The organism is Actinoplanes sp. NPDC023936, from assembly GCF_040639325.1.
GTDB lineage: Bacteria > Actinomycetota > Actinomycetes > Mycobacteriales > Micromonosporaceae > Actinoplanes.
The window spans coordinates 1-16,751 of the sequence record NZ_JBEZZR010000057.1 but is presented as its reverse complement, the minus strand read 5'-3'; the positions used below and the strand labels follow the sequence as shown (position 1 = coordinate 16,751).

Annotated in this window: 13 protein-coding genes; 6 read left to right on the top strand and 7 right to left on the bottom strand. The window is 70.8% G+C overall.

All coding sequences use genetic code 11. From position 1 onward, the window contains the following. The first annotated feature begins 19 nt into the window (after positions 1-19). From AB0F72_RS39475 to AB0F72_RS39465, 3 genes are read left to right on the top strand one after another with little or no spacing between them, the layout of a single operon-like run. On the top strand, positions 20-1,873 hold the full coding sequence (locus tag AB0F72_RS39475) for an SCO2524 family protein (protein WP_360443434.1): 1,854 nt from the start codon (positions 20-22) through the stop codon (positions 1,871-1,873). A 2-nt stretch (positions 1,874-1,875) separates the two neighbouring features. Next, positions 1,876-2,778 carry an SCO2523 family variant P-loop protein gene (locus AB0F72_RS39470; RefSeq protein ID WP_360443496.1) on the top strand — a complete coding sequence of 301 codons (903 nt, stop codon included), beginning with the start codon at positions 1,876-1,878 and terminating at the stop codon, positions 2,776-2,778. Beyond that, the gene (locus AB0F72_RS39465; protein ID WP_360443431.1) at positions 2,775-3,755 is read left to right on the top strand and encodes an SCO2522 family protein; all 981 of its coding nucleotides are present in this window, start codon (positions 2,775-2,777) and stop codon (positions 3,753-3,755) included. Before AB0F72_RS39470 ends, AB0F72_RS39465 begins: the two co-directional genes overlap by 4 nt. A 14-nt stretch (positions 3,756-3,769) precedes the next feature. Here AB0F72_RS39465 and AB0F72_RS39460 read toward each other — a convergent pair whose 3' ends face one another. Then, positions 3,770-4,732, bottom strand: a complete 963-nt coding sequence (locus tag AB0F72_RS39460; protein ID WP_360443428.1) for a DUF6879 family protein — start codon at positions 4,730-4,732, stop codon at positions 3,770-3,772. Further along, positions 4,729-5,661, bottom strand: a complete 933-nt coding sequence (locus AB0F72_RS39455) for an SCO2521 family protein (protein WP_360443425.1) — start codon at positions 5,659-5,661, stop codon at positions 4,729-4,731. Before AB0F72_RS39455 ends, AB0F72_RS39460 begins: the two co-directional genes overlap by 4 nt. A 151-nt stretch (positions 5,662-5,812) precedes the next feature. Between AB0F72_RS39455 and AB0F72_RS39450 the strand changes: the two genes are divergently transcribed. Then, positions 5,813-6,808, top strand: coding sequence for an FAD-dependent oxidoreductase (locus AB0F72_RS39450; protein WP_360443422.1), 996 nt, complete (start codon positions 5,813-5,815; stop codon positions 6,806-6,808). On the opposite strand, the gene AB0F72_RS39445 is transcribed toward AB0F72_RS39450, so the two are convergent. The 5 genes from AB0F72_RS39445 to AB0F72_RS39425 form a co-directional block, all read right to left on the bottom strand. After that, the gene (locus tag AB0F72_RS39445) at positions 6,771-7,562 is read right to left on the bottom strand and encodes a GNAT family N-acetyltransferase (protein WP_360443419.1); all 792 of its coding nucleotides are present in this window, start codon (positions 7,560-7,562) and stop codon (positions 6,771-6,773) included. The genes AB0F72_RS39450 and AB0F72_RS39445 overlap by 38 nt on opposite strands. Before the next feature lie 177 nt (positions 7,563-7,739). Continuing rightward, entirely contained in the window at positions 7,740-8,552 is an 813-nt protein-coding gene (gene proC, locus AB0F72_RS39440; protein ID WP_360443416.1) for a pyrroline-5-carboxylate reductase, read from the bottom strand. Between the two features lie 60 nt (positions 8,553-8,612). Beyond that, on the bottom strand, positions 8,613-9,641 hold the full coding sequence (locus AB0F72_RS39435) for a 6-phosphofructokinase (RefSeq protein WP_360443413.1): 1,029 nt from the start codon (positions 9,639-9,641) through the stop codon (positions 8,613-8,615). A 143-nt stretch (positions 9,642-9,784) separates the two neighbouring features. Next, entirely contained in the window at positions 9,785-10,276 is a 492-nt protein-coding gene (locus tag AB0F72_RS39430) for a pyridoxamine 5'-phosphate oxidase family protein (RefSeq protein ID WP_360443410.1), read from the bottom strand. Positions 10,277-10,565: 289 nt separating this feature from the next. Next, a complete protein-coding gene (locus AB0F72_RS39425; protein ID WP_360443407.1) occupies positions 10,566-13,112 on the bottom strand; it encodes an ROK family protein in 2,547 nt (848 codons plus the stop codon). 223 nt (positions 13,113-13,335) lie between these two features. Here AB0F72_RS39425 and AB0F72_RS39420 point away from each other — a divergent pair, with 223 nt between their 5' ends. After that, positions 13,336-14,619 carry an MFS transporter gene (locus AB0F72_RS39420; protein WP_360443404.1) on the top strand — a complete coding sequence of 428 codons (1,284 nt, stop codon included), beginning with the start codon at positions 13,336-13,338 and terminating at the stop codon, positions 14,617-14,619. 29 nt (positions 14,620-14,648) lie between these two features. Then, the gene (locus AB0F72_RS39415; protein WP_360443401.1) at positions 14,649-16,391 is read left to right on the top strand and encodes a glycoside hydrolase family 3 N-terminal domain-containing protein; all 1,743 of its coding nucleotides are present in this window, start codon (positions 14,649-14,651) and stop codon (positions 16,389-16,391) included. Positions 16,392-16,751 lie beyond the last annotated feature (360 nt).

The following is a 16,751-nucleotide window of genomic DNA, read 5'->3' as shown; positions in this document are numbered from 1 at the left end:
AGTGGTGGGTGACCGCGCTATGAGGGTTCAACCCCGGCAGCAGCTTCTCGAGATCTGGCAAGCGGTGATCGAGCATTCCTACCGCGACGGCGAGTGGGTGTGGGGCGGTCGCGACGGGCGGAACTCGATCAGCGACGCGGAGCAGCTGCTCTGCGTCTTCGGCCCGGCCACCGCGATCGAGCAGTTCTCCCTCGACTCCCCGGAGCGGGTCGCCGAGGACGTCCAGTCAGCGCTGAAACCGCTCGGCGGCGTGATGGACATCCCGCTCACCCTGCTCGAAGCCGTCGAGTCGTACCTGACGACGTACACCGACAAGAACGGCACGCCGATCTTCGCGGCGGAGAGTTACTTCCGCGGCACGCCCGACGACGACCTCTCGTCGGTGAACCCGCAGCAGCTCGCCCAGCCGGTCGTCGACTCGTTCGCCATCTCGCTCTCCCTGGCGCTGGCGACCATCGGTTTCGCCCGGCAGTTCCGCAAGAGCCTGAAACGGCGCAGCTCGCGGGCCGAGATCGACCGGATCGAGGCGATGGCGAGCAAGCGGCTCTCCGCGGCCATGGTGGGCCTGCTGCGCAGCTTCACCGTCAACATCTTCGACAAGGACTCACGCGACGGCCGGGCCCTGTGCCGCACGGTGAACCAGCGCGGCCTCTCCACCCGCAAGATCGTTCCGCAGATCCAGGAGACGCTGCGGGAGATCCGGGCCAGCCTGCGCGACGTCACGATGGGGTCCGGCGCCGGCGTGGCCGACGAGCTGGACCACCCGGACCGGCTCTTCGAGTGCGGCTGGAGCTGGGGCGTCGTCCGCGACGCACCGGCGATCATCACGAACCAGGAGGTCGGCGACCAGTTGCCGGGCGCCGCCGAGCCCGCGCCGTACATCTACTTCACGGTGGTCGCCCTGGACGCCATCGAGGCGCTCTTCTCCACCCGCACCCGGCAGCTCGGCCTGCTCAACGAGGAGCAGCTGCGCCTCGCACAGGGCCTGCAGCTGCGCTGGGACCTCACCCAGTCGTACTGGTCGAAGATCGCCGTGCCGAGCGGCGGCGGGCGCTGGCCGCTGGAGGACATCCCCTGGCAGCGCACCACGGAGAAGGAGTCGGAGTACTTCTCGCTGCACGTCTCCTCGATCGTGGTGCAGGACCTGGTCCGCAAGCGGGCCGGCGACGCCGACCTGGACCGGGTCGGCAAGGTCCTGGAGGAGCTGGCGAACCGCTCCCGGATCAACCGCCGGGTCTTCGCCGGCGACCGGTCCTACCTGCTGCACGCGCCCGGCTTCCCGATCAATCTGGGCGGCAGCGACGACCTCGGCGGGCCGCAGCTCACCTGGATGATGTCCGACTTCGCGCCGCTGCTGCTCAAGCGCACGATCAGCCTGGCCGGGCTGCTCGGCGACCCGCAGCTGCGCGGCCGGATGCTCGCGCTGGCCGACGAGATCTGGAGCCACCTGGACGCCCGCCGGCTGCTCGACGACCGCCGGCGCGGCCTCTGGGACCAGCCGAAACTGGTCTTCGAGGAATACGAGGGCCTCTACACCGAGCCCTCCTGGTACCACACGAAACGGGTCGTCGACTGCCTGATCACCGCGGCCGAGGTGATCACCGAGCCACCACTGCGTAGCGACGATCTCGCCGACCTGGCCGGTGACCTGCTCAGCGAGGCCGAGCACCTCTACGACCAGGAGCTGCTGAAAGGCTCGCCGAACGGCGGGCGCGCCATGCAGACGGAACTGCAGGCGCTGGCGGCCAAGCTCAAGCGTGGCCGCTCGATCCGCGACGAGAAGCCCGGCACCGCCTCGGCCCTCGCCATCGACGTGCTGCTGAGCCTGGACCGGTTCGCCGCGGCCCGCGACGACCTCGACGGCGAGTCGTGACGATGCTGGTCTTCGCGACCTCCGACAAGGGAGGCACCGGGCGCTCGGTGACGACGAGCAACGTCGCGTACCAGTGCGCGCTCGCCGGCAACGACGTCTGCTACCTCGACTTCGACTTCGGCTCACCGACCGCGGGCTCGGTCTTCGACGTCGACGCGGGGCGGCTCGGTGTGCCGGAGGGCGGGCTGCACTCGTACCTTCTGGGAAAGGTCGCCGATCCCTGGCGCATCGACGTGTTCGGCGAGACCGAGCGGGAGAGCGTCAAGGACCGGCCGTACGACGCCGGCCGGCTGATCCTGATGCCGGGCGACAGCGGCGTCGGCGAGTTCCCCAGCAGCCCCGAGCTGGTCCGCCGCTGCGCGAACCTGATCGGCCGGCTGAACGGCGAGTTCGACGTCTGCTTCGTCGACCTGAGCGCCGGCCGGTCCTACGCGCTGCAGATGGCCCTGGCCGCCGCACAGCAGCTGGCCGGCGTGACGACCCGCTGGCTGGTCTACCACCGGTGGACCAAGCAGCACGTGATCGCGGCCGCCGCCCTGGTGCACGGCGACCACGGCATCCTGGACACCGGCGAGGACCTGGGCCACGACCGGGAGCAGCTGCTGTCGTCGCTGCGGTTCGTCCGGACCGCGCTCGTCGACCCGAGCCGTCCCGGCCTCACCTCCCAGCAGGCCGTGTGGATCACCGAGTGGGACGGCAAGCTGCAGACCATGGCTCAGGCCGAGGGCGCCGGGCCGCTCTGGCTGCTGCACTCGGTGCCGCTCGACCCGGTGCTCCAGTGGCGCGAGCAGCTGATCACCGCGCACGACGTGAACAACATCGGCATCGCGAACGAGCGGACCGCCGACGCGTTCAAGCGGCTGTCCGAGCTGCTTCTCGACGACAAGGCCTGGGAGGTGCGGTGACGGAGCCTGCGGCCACCTTCCAGGAGCGGTCGGCACATCCGCGGGTCGAGCAGGTGCCGCTGGCGCACGTCTCGATCGAGCTCGGCCATCTCTACATGGAGGACTACGAGGGCGGCATCGACCAGCTGCGCCGGCACTTCAGCGAGATCAAACCGTGGGTCGCCGCCGCCGAGCAGCGGATCGCCGACGTCGTCGGGCCCGGCAAACGCCCCCGGATCAGCACCTGTTTCCTGGTCGACGACTACTTCACCACGTTCAGCACGCCGGCCGAGGTGATCGCCCAGCTGGTCGAGGCGGCCGGGGACAACGGGCTCACCATCGACTACGTGGCCCGGGAGGCCGCCTGCGCCGACGCCGGGGACGCCCGGCCCGCCGAGCTGGTGCTGGACCGGCTGGTCCCCGATCCGTCACCGGGCACGGACGGGGTGTGGCCGCCGCCGCAGGAGAGCGGCTGGCTGACCAACGGTAGCCGCCCGCCGGGCACCTCACCGCAGCCGGCGATGGCCCGCGACGCCGGGTTCCAGCCGCCCGCCGAGAACGCCAAGAACCGCCACTCGATCTTCCTGGCCGTGGAGATCTTCTCCGAGGGACCCGGCGGCCGGCTGTGGTCCTGCCCCTACCTGGCGTCGGTCTGGCAGCTTCTGCGGCTGGGCATGCTGCGGTGCGAGGGCCGGCCGGTGGCCCCGCCGCAGCCGGCCGGCGACCGGCTGCCGGCGACGTGGGCGGAGATGCCGCCGATCCTGCGGCTCAACCCGGCGGCGCAGCCGTTCAGCGCGTACCGCACGCTCTCCATGCTGGCCCGGCGCTTCCAGAACATCGAGGCGGCGGTCGGCGTCGTGCTGAGCCAGGTGAACGTCGACGAGGAGGTGCAGCGCCAGCTCCGCCGGCGTGCCGAGGGCGAGGGCTTCGGCCTCCCGGACGACCTGGTGCAGCGCATCTCGTACGTCTTCGACGGCGACACCACCAAGATTCTCTAGCGTCCGGTCCCGGGCTAGGAAACCCGCGGCCGGGCGGCCTCCCACAGCTCCCGGAACCGCTCGCCACGCTCCTCGACCCGGCTGGGCCGCAGCACCAGCCGGGTGTTCACCACGATCGGCGGGTTGTTCTCGTCGAGCCAGGTGCCGGTGGTCACCTCGTAACTGATCACGCCGTCGAAGAGCACGAAGTCGAAGAGCGAGGTCCGGCGCAGGTCGGTGGCGGTGGAGAGGTCGAGGACGCGCACGTCGACGCCGATGTCCGTGTGCTGGCGGTAGATCTTGTCGAGCGCGGTCTGCCCGCCCGGCTCGGGCCGGTCCTGGATGAAGATCCGGCGGATCTTGACGCCGCGCTGCACGGCGTCCCGCTGCGAGTCCAGGTATCGCTGCCCCAGGTCGGTGGACCACATCCCGCCGCCGTCGACAGTGGTCAGGCTCGTCGCGTCGATGCTGGTCCCGGCGGAGTTGGCGAGGCTGAGCAGCCAGTCCCGGTCCTCGCCGTCGTAGATCGCCTCGGCGCCGTCGCCGAGCTCCTTGAGGAACTCGGACATCCGGGCCAGTTCCCGCTGGGCCAGCCGGTGCGCGAGCGGCGGCGAATCCGTACCGATCTTGGTGGAGTGCCGGACGAGCTGGCTCAGCAGATCGGTCTGCACGGCGGACTCCTCGATCAGGCCGAACAGCTCGGTCGCCTCGCTGATCGCCCGGAACCGCTCGTCGACGCAGGCCTTGATCTGCACGGCCTGGTCCTCCTGACCGATCTGGACCTCCCGCAGCCGGGTCTCGAACTCCACCAGGAACTGGACCACCAGCGCCGATCCGCCGACCAGCACGGAGAGCGTCACCGACAGTAGCGGGTCCTTCTGGGCCAGGTTGGTCAGGGTGAACGCGATGCCGCCGGTGACGAGTGCGATCAGGACTTTGCGCAGCACCTCGGAGAGGCGGCGTCCTGAGTTCCCGGCCGGCACGGTCAGCCCGCTCACGACGCCGGTCCGGCGAGCCGGCCGAGCTCCCGCAGGGTGCTGAGCGCGAGATGGTCACGGATGCGCTGCACCGATGCGGCCCACTGCCGGCCGAAGCCGGCACGCTGCTCCATCTCCTCCCAGAACCGCCGGGTCCGCACCTCCAGCCGGGCGCCGGGCATCCACAGATGCAGCAGATGGTCGACGGCCGGCCGGATCCGGTCGACGGCCACGGCTGGCTTCGGCCCGGTCAGCCCGGCCCTGGTCACCAACCCGGTGAGCGTGGTCAGCAGCCAGTCGTGCAGGGCCAGGTCCTCGCAGAGGGCGACCACGTCGCCGAGCTCGGCGCCGTGCGTCTGCAGCCGTACCGTCCGGTGGTCGGCGCCCTCCACGGTGAACGTCAGCGCGTCACCCTCGGCGCCGAGGGCCGCGGCCCAGCGCAGGGTGGTCTGCCGGCTGCGGAACGGCACCCGCGAGTCGACCATCGCGCTGCTCCGCACCCGGTCGGCGGTGTGCCCGGCGATGGCGGCGAGGTTCAGCATCGGCGAGGCCGGCGCCGCGGCGAGGAAGGCGTCGGTCAGCGCGCGTTCCCGGTACTTCCCGATGATCTCGATGCTGCTCGGCCGGGCCAGATAGTACGACCAGGGCAGCCGCCGGTTGTACGAGCTGCGCACGGCGGTCGTCCGCGCCGACGACTGCAGGACGTGCCCGCCGGTCAGCACCGCGCGGGTGGTGACCGTGCCGATCGCCCGGGCGCTGCCGTGCGGCCCGGTCGGCACCTGACAGTCCACGCCGGTCAGCCGTTCCGGCGAGATCACGTACGACATCGGACGGTCCGAGCGGATCACCTGAGCGCCGGTGGTGAGGGCGAGCAGCCGCTCCCCGGCGTCGGCGGGCAGCGCTGCGGAAGACGGCAGCAGGGACGTGAGCACTTCACCCAGAACCAGCATCGCCCCGTGCCCGCTCCCGTCTGAGAATCATTCCAAGAGTCGATTGGACCGCACCGCTCTCGATAGCGCAACGTCCCCGTATTGTCACCTTCCGCATTCATCTCATGTTCATCATCTTCGATCACCGGCCCGGTTCGATTAATATGTCTAGATGATCCGCGAGACGGACGTGGTCGTGCTCGGCGCCGGAGTGTCCGGTCTGACCTGCGCGGTGCGCCTCGCCGAGGCGGGCCTTCGGGTGCTCGTTCGGAGCAACCTCTCCTCCGCCCGGACCACCTCCTGCGCCGCCGGAGCGATCTGGGGCCCGCATCTCGTGGCGCACGATCGAGCCGAGGACTGGGCACTCCAGTCGCTCGAGGTCTTCCGCGAGCTCGCCGAGGACCCGGGCGTCACCGGGGTCCGGATGCTCTGGGGCGTCGAGGCCGGGCGGGGCGCCGGCCGGATCCCCCCGCCCGGTCCGGGCGCGGAGGGCGTGCGCGAGTGCGACAGCGCGGCGCTGCCACCGGGCTACACCAACGGCTGGCGGTACCGGGTGCCGCTGATCGACATGACGCGCTACCTGGCCTACCTGACCGCCCGGCTGCTCCGGAGCGGCGGCGAGATCACGGTGGACCGGCTGATCACGCCGGCCGAACTGCCGGGCCTCGGGCCGATCGTGGTGAACTGCACCGGGCTGGGCGCGCGCGAACTGGTGCCGGGCGAGACCATCCGGCCGGTCCGCGGCGACCTGCTGGTGCTCGACAACCCCGGCATCACCACGTTCTTCGTCGAGGCCGACGAGACCCCGGCCGGCGCGAGACCGGCCGACGGGCTCACCACGTACGTGCTGCCGCAGGGTGACCGGGTGATGCTGGGCGGCAGCCTCTACGACGGCGAATGGTCGACGGCCGAGGACCCGGTGATCCGGCAGGCCATCCTGGACCGGTGCACGGAGGCCGAGCCGCTACTCGCCGGCGCCCGCTTCATCGAGCACCGGGTGGGCCTGCGCCCGGTCCGCGACGAGGTCCGGATCGGGCCGGACGAGCGTCATCCCCACGTCATCCACGATTACGGGCACGGTGGCGGCGGCGTGACCCTCTCCTGGGGCTGCGCCGAAGAGGTTCTCCAGTTCACCGGTGCCGCAGCACATACCACCCGTCGGGGCTGAACCCGGTGACGGCGTACCCATTGGCCTCGGCCTTGCTGAAACCGGCCCGGACGCCGAACCGCCAGGCTTTCGCCAGATCCTGATCGGTGCTGCGCAGGCTCTCGATGTCGGCCGGGGTGGGGATCAGGCAGTGCACCCCGTCCTCCAGGAAGACGACCGCCTCGGGACGGCCGGTCACGTCCCAGCGGTCCGGGGGCCCCGGCGTGACGACCCTGTCGGGTGCGACGGCCGGCGGGTCCGCGCGGAAGTCCCACTCGATCACCAGCCGGTCGGTCTCGTCACCGTCGTTGAGCCCGTCGTTCAGACTGCCGTAGAGGTTGTCCTGATACTTCTCGACCCGGGCGTGCAGCTTGGCGAGGTTGAAGTAGGCGTTGCGGCGCACCAGCGGGTCGTAGGTCCAGCGGATGACCTCGAAGCCCTCCCGGCCGGCCCAATCGGCCTCGTGCCGTTTCAGCAGCGAGCCGAGCCCGAGGCCCTGCAACCCGGGAAGCACCCCGACGATGTGCGAGTGGAGGTGTTTGCGGCCGCGGATCGCGACCGCCGCCCCGACCATCTCGTCGGGTTCCGCGCCGTCCTCGTCGACCAGGAAGAGCCCGACCACGTAGTTGTCGGCCTCCGCCATCGCCCACAGCGTCGAGGCGTTGATCAGATCGACCGGCGTCTTGGCCGCCCAGACCCGGCACAGCACATCGACCGCCTGCTCGAGCTCCTCGATGTGCTCGATCGGACGGATCTTCGGCTGCCGCCTCATCATCGAAATCACCACAGTCGCTTTTGGAATAACGAATGCCGGGCCGCGCAAGCGTAAACGCATGCTGAGCGTCGCCGCGACACCCAAATGCAGGATGCCCCTACACCATCATGTGCCCGTCACGCGACGCTACGAACACCCTTCCTCACGGTAACTTCCAAATGCGGGAAAAAGTTACGATCAGCGCATTTCGCTGGCGATCTCCCTGGCCCGATTCCGCGCCGCTTCCAATGCCGTCAAAAATGCCGCCCGCACTCCGTGGCTCTCCAGCTCCCGGATCGCCGCGATCGTCGTCCCGGCCGGGGAGGTCACCGCCTCGCGCAGCTTCACCGGGTGCTCGCCGGAGTCGCGCAGCATCACCGACGAGCCGATCGCGGTCTGCACGATCAGCTCGTGCGCGGTCTGCCGGGGCAGGCCGAGCAGTATCCCGGCATCGATCATCGCTTCGACGAGCAGGTAGAAGTACGCCGGCCCGGACCCGGACAGCGCGGTCACCGCGTCCTGCTGCGACTCCGGGACCCGGATCGTCGCGCCCAGCGGCTTGAACATCTCCTCGGCGATGTCCAGATGCTCCTCGGTGGCGTGCGGACCGGCCGAGATGGCGGTCATGGCCTGATCGACGAGAGCCGGGGTGTTCGTCATGACCCGCACGACCGGAGTGCCCTCGGGCAGCCGGGCCGCGAAGAAGTCGGTGGTCAGCCCGGCGCAGAGCGACACCACGAGCTTGCCGGCCGGGATCTGCGCGCCGATCTCGTCGAAGAGGGCCGCCGCATCCTGCGGTTTGACCGCGACAGCCAGAATGTCAGCCTTGGCCACCGCGGTGGCGTTGTCGACCGCCGAGACGCCGTATTTATCCGACAGATCCGCTGCCCGTGCGGCACGCCGGGTGGTGACCAGCAGACGATCAGCAGGCCAGCCGGACCGGAGCAACCCGGAGATGACGAGTTCACCGATCTTGCCGGCGCCGATGACCGCGACGGTGTGCTTGGGCAACGCGACTCCTCCACATGGAAAAAGGGGCCGAGGGAGAACCCCGGCCCCTTTCTAACAAACTCAGTTACCGAAGAAGACCTCAGCCTCTTCGTAGCGCTCCAGCGGAACGGTCTTCAGCTCGCCGGTGCCCTCGATCAGGGGAACCCGGACGATGTCGGTGCCGCGCAGCGCCATCATCTTGCCGAAGTCGCCCTCGTGCACGGCGTCGATCGCCTGCAGGCCGAAGCGGGTGGAGAGCACCCGGTCGAACGCGGTCGGGGTGCCGCCGCGCTGGATGTGACCGAGGACGACCGTGCGGGCCTCCTTGCCGGTCTTCGCCTCCAGCTGCTCGGCGAGCCACTGGCCGATGCCGCCGAGGCGGACGTGACCGAAGCTGTCCAGCTCCTGGTTGGCCAGCACCATCTGGCCGTCGAGCGGCTGCGCGCCCTCGGCGACCACGACGATCGGCGCGTACTCCACCTGGAAGCGCTTGGTCACGTACGTCGCGACCTGCTCCACGTCGAACTTGCGCTCGGGCAGCAGGATCACGTTGGCGCCACCGGCGAGACCGGCGTGCAGGGCGATCCAGCCGGCGTGCCGGCCCATGACCTCGACGACCAGGGTGCGGTGGTGCGACTCGGCGGTGGTGTGCAGCCGGTCGATGGCCTCCATCGCGATGTTGACAGCGGTGTCGAAGCCGAACGTGTAGTCGGTCGCGTTCAGGTCGTTGTCGATCGTCTTCGGCACGCCGACGACGTTCACGCCCAGGTCGTGCAGCTTGGTGGCGACGCCGAGGGTGTCCTCGCCGCCGATCGCGACGAGCGCGTCCACGCCCTGCTCGGCCAGGTTCGCCTTGATCTTCTCGACGCCACCCTCGATCTTGAACGGGTTGGTGCGCGAGGAGCCGAGGATCGTGCCACCGCGCGGCAGGATGCCACGCACCTCCGCGATACCCAGCGGCTTGGTGAGACCCTCCAGCGGGCCCTTCCATCCGTCGCGGAAGCCGACGAACTCGTGGCCGTAAGCGGTGACGCCCTTGCGGACGACGGCCCGGATGACCGCGTTGAGGCCGGGGCAGTCGCCGCCGCCGGTCAGCACGCCGATACGCATTTTTCTTCCCCCTGGATCGGGTAGCGAGATGCGGATAGCCCGTCATGGCCCCAGGGACGAACACGTCGGCAGCGTTGCCGGGCCCGGGGGCGGGCCGCAACCGAACTCTAGTCGCCGCCCTCACCCCGGTCGAACGCGCCCCGCTAAAGCCTGACTGTTTCGTTCTCCCCCGCATCCGGGGTCTTTCCGGTAACCGCGGCCTTCGCATATCCGAGCATCGTGACGACCTTCGAACTGTGCGCCGCCTCCCAGTACTCGGCCGTCTGCGCTGTCACTTTGACGAGCGTCAGATTCGGCGTCTCCAGCCCGTCCGGGAACCACGCCTTCAGCGGCGCGCTCCACAGCTCCTCGGCCTTGCCCCGGTTCTCCACTCGCGACGCCGCACCGGCGATCGAGACCCAGTTCTGCTGCTTCGGATCACTGAACGCGACGTTCACCTGCGGATGCCGGTTGATCTGCTCCACCAGATCCGAATCGGAGTAGGTGAAGAACCACAGATCACCGTCGAACTCCACGTCCTGCAACGCCATCGGCCGGCTCACGTGCCGCCCGTCCTCGGTCATCGTCGTGACCATGCAGATCCGGGCGTCGGACACCATCTTCCGGACTTTGTCCCGCTGCTCCTGTTCACTCATGCCACACCCCTTACCCCGGAAATTCCGACCCATGTCGCAGCGGGTCGGGGGTACGGACCGTCGCTCCCGCCGAGGGCGCGGCGTTGCTCGCCGGCCGCTGGCGCGTCCGAAACGCGAGCCACACACCGCGCGGCCTGCGTGCGTGGTTGCGCCCCTCTCCTGTCAGTCCCCATCCCGATCAGTCCCCATCCCGCAGACCCACCCGCGCGAGCCGTCGCCCTTCCCGGTCAGCCGCTCGGCGTCACGCTCGGCGTCAGGCTCGGCGTCACGCTCGGCGTCACGCTCGGCGTCAGAGGAGGAGCTCGATCGCGCCCAGGGCCTCGGCCTCCACGCCGAGCTCGGCGGCGACCACGGTCAGCCCGGCGGCGGCGCTCGGGGCGCAGTGGCGTTGCAGCGCCTCGCGGACGCCGTCCACCACGTACGGTCCCGGCTCGACGAAACGCCCGCCGACCACGACGACGCCCGGGTTGAGCACGTCGCAGAGCGGCGCGACGGTCCGGCCGATCAACCGTCCCGCGTCCAGCAGCGCCCGCTGAGCCGGCCGGTCCCCACCGGCGGCCAGCATCAGCAACCGGTCCTCACCCGGCCTCGCCGGCCCGGCCGCCAACCGGTCCTCACCCGGCCTCGCCGGCCCGGCCGCCAACCGGTCCGCACCCGGGTTCCCCGGCCGGGCGGCGGGCGGGGGCCCGGAGGACGGCGGCCTCGGGCCGGGGCGGTTCCCCAGGAGCGCGCCGAAGTACGCCGGCGCCAGGAACGCCGAGAGGCAGCCGCGACTCCCGCAGATGCAGAGCGGGCCGATCTCCCGGACGTTCAGGTGACCCACTTCGCCGGCGTACCCGATCGCGCCCCGGTGCATCCGCCCGCCCGCGATGATGCCGGCGCCGGTGTGCTGGTCGGCCTTGAGATAGAGCACGTCCCGGGCGCCCCGGGCCGCCCCGCGCCGCACCTCGGCGAGCGCGGCGAGCTGGGCGTTGTTCTCGACCCGGACCGGGCGGCCGACCGCGGCGGCGATCTCCTCGGCCGGGTCGAAGCCGGAGAACATCGGCAGCACGCTGCGCGCCCCGAACCGTCCGGTGCCCGGGTGAACCGGTGACGGCACGCTGACCGCGATCCGCGCGTCCGAACCGTACCGTTCGAGCAGCTCAGCCGCGAGATCACCGGCGGCACGCAGCGCCGGGTGCGAGTCGTTGGCCATCGGGAACGGAACGCTCCGGGCCTCCTCGACGTGCCCGGTCTCGTCGGCGACCACGGCGCGGATGCCGGGTTCGGCCAGGGCCAGCCCGATCAGCCGGCCGGCGCCGACGGCGAGCCGGAAGTGCGGGGAGGGCCGGCCGGAACGCGGTTCGGCGGGCGTGCAGAGTTCGACGACCCCGTCCTGCCGCAGCTCGCCGAGGATCTCCACGACGGCGGCGCGCGGAAGCCGGGTGATCTTCACGAGGTCGCTGCGGGCGGTCGGCCCGCGTCCCCGCAACGCCGCCACGAGGATGTCCCGCCGCACGGCCCGTTCCCGCTTCGCCGGCGGCCCGAGGACCCGCCCGGACGACGAAGGGCCGGACGACAGTGGGCCGGACGACAGTGGGCTGGGCGACGAGGGGCCGGGCGACAGGGGGCCGGGCGACGGCTCGGCGCCCGCCGGAACCACATCCGCCCCGCCCGGCGCCGCGAGCACCGCCGGGTCGGGCAGAGCCCTGCTCCCCCGCGCCACCGGTGTGCCCCGCAACGCCACCGCCAGCGCCCCGAGCAGCGCCGCCCGGCCGCCGAGCGCGCTCACCCGTACCTCGGTGTTCTCCACGACCTCCGGCTGCGCGTACCGATGCAGCGACTCGACGACGCCCAGCACGACCGGGCCGCCCGGCTCGATCAGCGGCCCGTCGAGGACGACCAGGGACGGGTTGATGCCGTTGGCGATGGCGGCCACGACCCGCCCGATCATCCGCCCGGCGTCGGCCATGACCCGCTCGGCGGTGGCGTCGCTGCGGGCCAGCTCGACGGCGTGGCCCGCGGTGACCGGCGATCCGTAGCTGCCCGACAGCGCGGCCAGGATCTGCCGCGGCGACGCGATCGTCTCCAGGCATCCCCGGTTGCCGCAGTGGCAGAGCACGCCCGTCTCGTCGACCTGGACGTGCCCGATCTCGCCGGCGACCCCGGTGGCGCCGTGGTGCACCACCCCGCCGAGCAGCAGGCCGCAGCCGATGCCGGAGTTGACCCGCAGATAGCAGACGTCCTGGTGCCCGGCGGCGACGCCGTACTCCACCTCGCCGAGAAGGCACAGGTCGGCGTCGTTGCGGACGATGACCCGGTGGCCGAGGCGGCGGCTCAGCTCGGTGGCGGGGGCGATCCCGGCCCAGCCGGGCAGGACGCTGCTGCTCTGCACGACGCCGCCGCTGATCGGCGCGGAGAGCCCGGCCACTGTCGACCAGACCCGGCCGGTTCCGGCGATCACTGCGGCGATGGCGTCGAGTGCGGTGTTCGGATCGGAGGTGTCGATGTCGTGGTGGTGCTCCCGGAGTATCCCGCCGGCCAGGTCAGCCTCGGCTACCCGTACCCCATCGGCTCCGATGACCGCGCCCACGACGCCGCCGGCGGCGGGTCCCAGGGTGAGGGAACGCGCGGGCCGGCCGGCCCGATCGCCGGTGTGCGCGGCGGCCTCCTCGGCGAGAACGCCGGTGGCGAGCAGATCGGTGACGAGGCTGTTGACGGTCACCCGGGCCATGCCGGTACGGCGGACCAGATCGGCACGGCTGATCCGGCCGGCCTCGCGGACCGCCGCGAGGATCAGGTCGCGGCGCACCAGATGGATGCGCCGGCCGACGGGAGTCCGGCCGACGGGCGTCATGGCAATCAACCTAGGCCTTTTGCCGGAGCTGGACATAATCCGCCCCGGAGTGGGACCGGCGTCACACGCACCGAGCTACAAACGGCGCAAATCGCCGCGCCGAAAAGGTGAGACACAGGTGAATCATGGCGCTGAGCAGGCCTTTTGGTATCTGGTTTACCGCAAATCAAGTCGATACCTTCAGAAAACAAGGTGTTAACAAAAGCCCCGATCGAGGTGCGCTATGACCACTCTTCAGTCCCGTTCGGCGACGCAGGCGACGCCGCCGCCGGCTCATCCGGCACCGGACGCGCCCACCCGGCTGATCGTCGCGATGGCTCTCGCGCAACTCGGCGCCTACCTCACGATTCTCACCCCGGTCGTGGTCACCATGTCGATCCGGGTGGCGCAGATCGCCCCGGACAACAAGGCTTCCGCCCTCGGCACCGTCCTGAGCGTCGGCGCCGTGCTGGCGCTGATCGGCAACCCGTTCTTCGGCGCGATGTCCGACCGCACCACCTCCCGGCTCGGCCGCCGCCGCCCCTGGCTGCTCGGTGGCATGCTGCTCGGCTTCGCCGGGCTCATGGTGGTCGCGCTCGGCACCAGCATCCCGGTGCTGACCGCGGGCTGGGCGATCGCGCAGCTCGGCGTGAACGCGACCCTCTCCACGCTGACCGCCCTGCTGCCCGACCAGATCCCGGCACAGCAGCGCGGCAAGGTCAGCGGGATTCTGGGCCTGATGACCTCGGTCGCCATCCTGGTCGGCAGCGCCCTGGCGGCCGCCCTGGCCGGCAGCGCGCTGCTGATGTTCGCGGTTCCCTCGGCGATCGGCGTGGCGACGGTGGTGCTGCTGGTGATCGTCCTCAAGGACCGGCCGGCCGAGAAGGGCCACTTCGGGCCGTACCGGTTCACTGACTTCCTGCGCACCTTCTACATCAACCCGCGCCGCCACCCGGACTTCGCGTGGAACATCGTGAGCCGGTTCCTGATCTGGATGGGCCTGGCCAGCGTCAGCACCTACCAGAGCTACCTGCTGATCGACCGCTACGGCTACACCACCGACAACGTCGCGAACGGCATCCTGGTCGCCACCCTGATCAGCACCGTCGGCCTGGTCGTCGGCTCGTCCTTCGGCGGAACGCTCTCCGACCGCATCGGCCGCCGCAAGCCGTTCGTGCTCGGCGCCGGTGTCGTGGTCGCCGCCGCTCTCGCGCTGATCGCCTTCGCGAACAACTTCACCGTCTTCCTGATCGCGGTGGCCTTCTTCGGTCTCGGACAGGGCGCCTACCTCGCTGTCGACCTGGCGCTCGCCACCGACGTGCTGCCGAACCCGGACGACGCGGCCAAGGACATGGGCGTCATGAACATCGCGAACGCCCTGCCGCAGTCACTCGTGCCGATCCTGGCCGCGCCGATCCTCGCGATCGGCAGCAGTGACAACTCGAACTACAGCCTGCTCTTCCTGCTCGGCGCGGTCGTCGCGGTCGCCGGATCGGTCCTGGTCCGCATGGTTCGCGGCGCCCGGTAAATCCGCGGTGCCCGGTAAAGGAGAAACTCATGCACCCCTACCAGAACCCTGAACTCCCCATCGAGGAGCGGGTCACCGATCTGCTCGGCCGGATGACCCTGGCCGAGAAGGCCGGACTGATGTTCCACACCATGGCCGGGGTCAGCCCGGACGGCACCCTCCCGCCCGGTGACGCGATGATCCCGTCGACCGGTGAGCTGATCCAGGACAAGCTGATCAACCACGTCAACATCCTGACGTTCGGCCCGGTCACGCCCCGCAAGATCGCCGAGTGGCACAACCGGGTGCAGGAGATCGCGGCGGGCACCCGGCTCGGCATCCCGGTCACCGTCTCGACGGACCCTCGCCACGGCGTCATCGACAACCCCGCGACCTCGGCCGCGGCCGGCGGTTTCTCGGCCTGGCCGGAGCCGATCGGCCTGGGCGCCACCAAAGACCCTTCCCTGGTACGGGAATTCGCCGACATCGCACGACAGGAATACCTGGCGGCGGGCATCCGGGTCGCCCTGCACCCGATGGCCGACCTCGCCACCGAGCCGCGCTGGGCCCGCACCAGCGGAACGCTGGGTTCCGACGCCGACACCGTCGCCGCGCTGCTCAAGGCCTACATTCTCGGTCTCCAGGGCGCGGACCTGGGCCCGGACTCGGTGGCCGCCATGGTGAAGCACTTCCCGGGCGCCGGCCCGCAGAAGGACGGCGAGGACGCGCACTTCGCCTACGGCCGCGAGCAGGTCTACCCGGGCGGCATGTGGGAGTACCACCTCAAGCCGTTCGCGGCCGCGTTCGAGGCCGGGGCCGCGCAGGTCATGCCGTACTACGGGATGCCCGTCGACACCGAGCACGAGGAGGTCGGCTTCGGCTTCAACAAGGCGGTCCTCGAGGGCCTGCTCCGCGGCCGGTACGGCTTCGACGGCGTGATCTGCACCGACTGGGGACTGGTCACCGACGCCGAGATCATGGGCACCCCGATGCCGGCCCGCGCCTGGGGTGTCGAGCACCTGGACCGGCACACCCGGGTCCTGCGCATCCTGGAGGCCGGCGCTGATCAACTCGGCGGCGAGCACTGCCCGGAATTGATCGTCGATCTGGTCGAGCAGGGCCGGATCAGCGAGGCCCGGATCGACGTCTCGGCACGCCGGATCCTGCGCGACAAGTTCCGGCTGGGCCTGTTCGACGACCGCCGGTACGTCGACCCCTCCGCCACCGCGACGACCGCCGGCAAGCCCGCCTTCCGGACCGCCGGCCTGGAGGCGCAGCGCCGCGCGGTCGTGGTCCTCACCGCGTCGAACCTGCCGCTCATCGAGGGCATCACCGTCTACCTCGACGGGGTGGACCCGGCGGTGGCGTCCGCCTACGCCAAGGTCGTCGACGACCCGGCCCTGGCCGACGTGGCGATCGTCCGCCGGGCCGCGCCGTTCGAACCACGCGGCGGCGGTTTCGAGGCCTTCTTCCACGCGGGACGCCTGGAGTGGACCGCCGAGGAGCTGGCGCCGATCCTTTCGCTCGCCACATCGCTGCCGACCGTCATCGACGTGATGCTGGACCGGCCGGCCGTGCTCACCCCGCTCGCCGCCGAGGCCGCCGCGCTGACCGGCACGTTCGGGTCCAGCGACGAGGCGCTGCTGGACGTGCTGTTCGGGCGGTCGCCGTCGTCGGGCACGCTGCCGTTCGAGCTGCCGTCGTCGATGGCCGCCGTGGAGGCGTCACGCGAGGACGTCCCGAACGACACGGTGGCGCCGCTGTTCCCGTACGGGCACGGCTTGAAGATCTGACCCCAGCGATCACGGAGCCCCGGCCGGGTGACGCGGCCGGGGCTCCACCGCGCCCACCCCTGCCGCACCCGCGTCCTGCCGCGCCCGCGTCCTGCCGCGCCCGCGTCCTGCCGTGCCCGCGTCCTGCCGCGCCCGCGTCCTGCCGTGCCCGCCCTCCTGCTGTGCCCGCGTCCTGCCGCGCCCGCCCCTGGCCCAACGGCCGTCCACGATCGGCTGGGTGAGCGTGGATGAGGACGCACAGAACGACACCGTGCGCCCTCACCCGCGCCAGGGAGCCTGTTGCTTTTTGGCTACGGTGGTTACGGGTGACTAGCCACTTTGATCCATGTTTGTGATCATTTAGGGGTGGCGAAGTGGTAT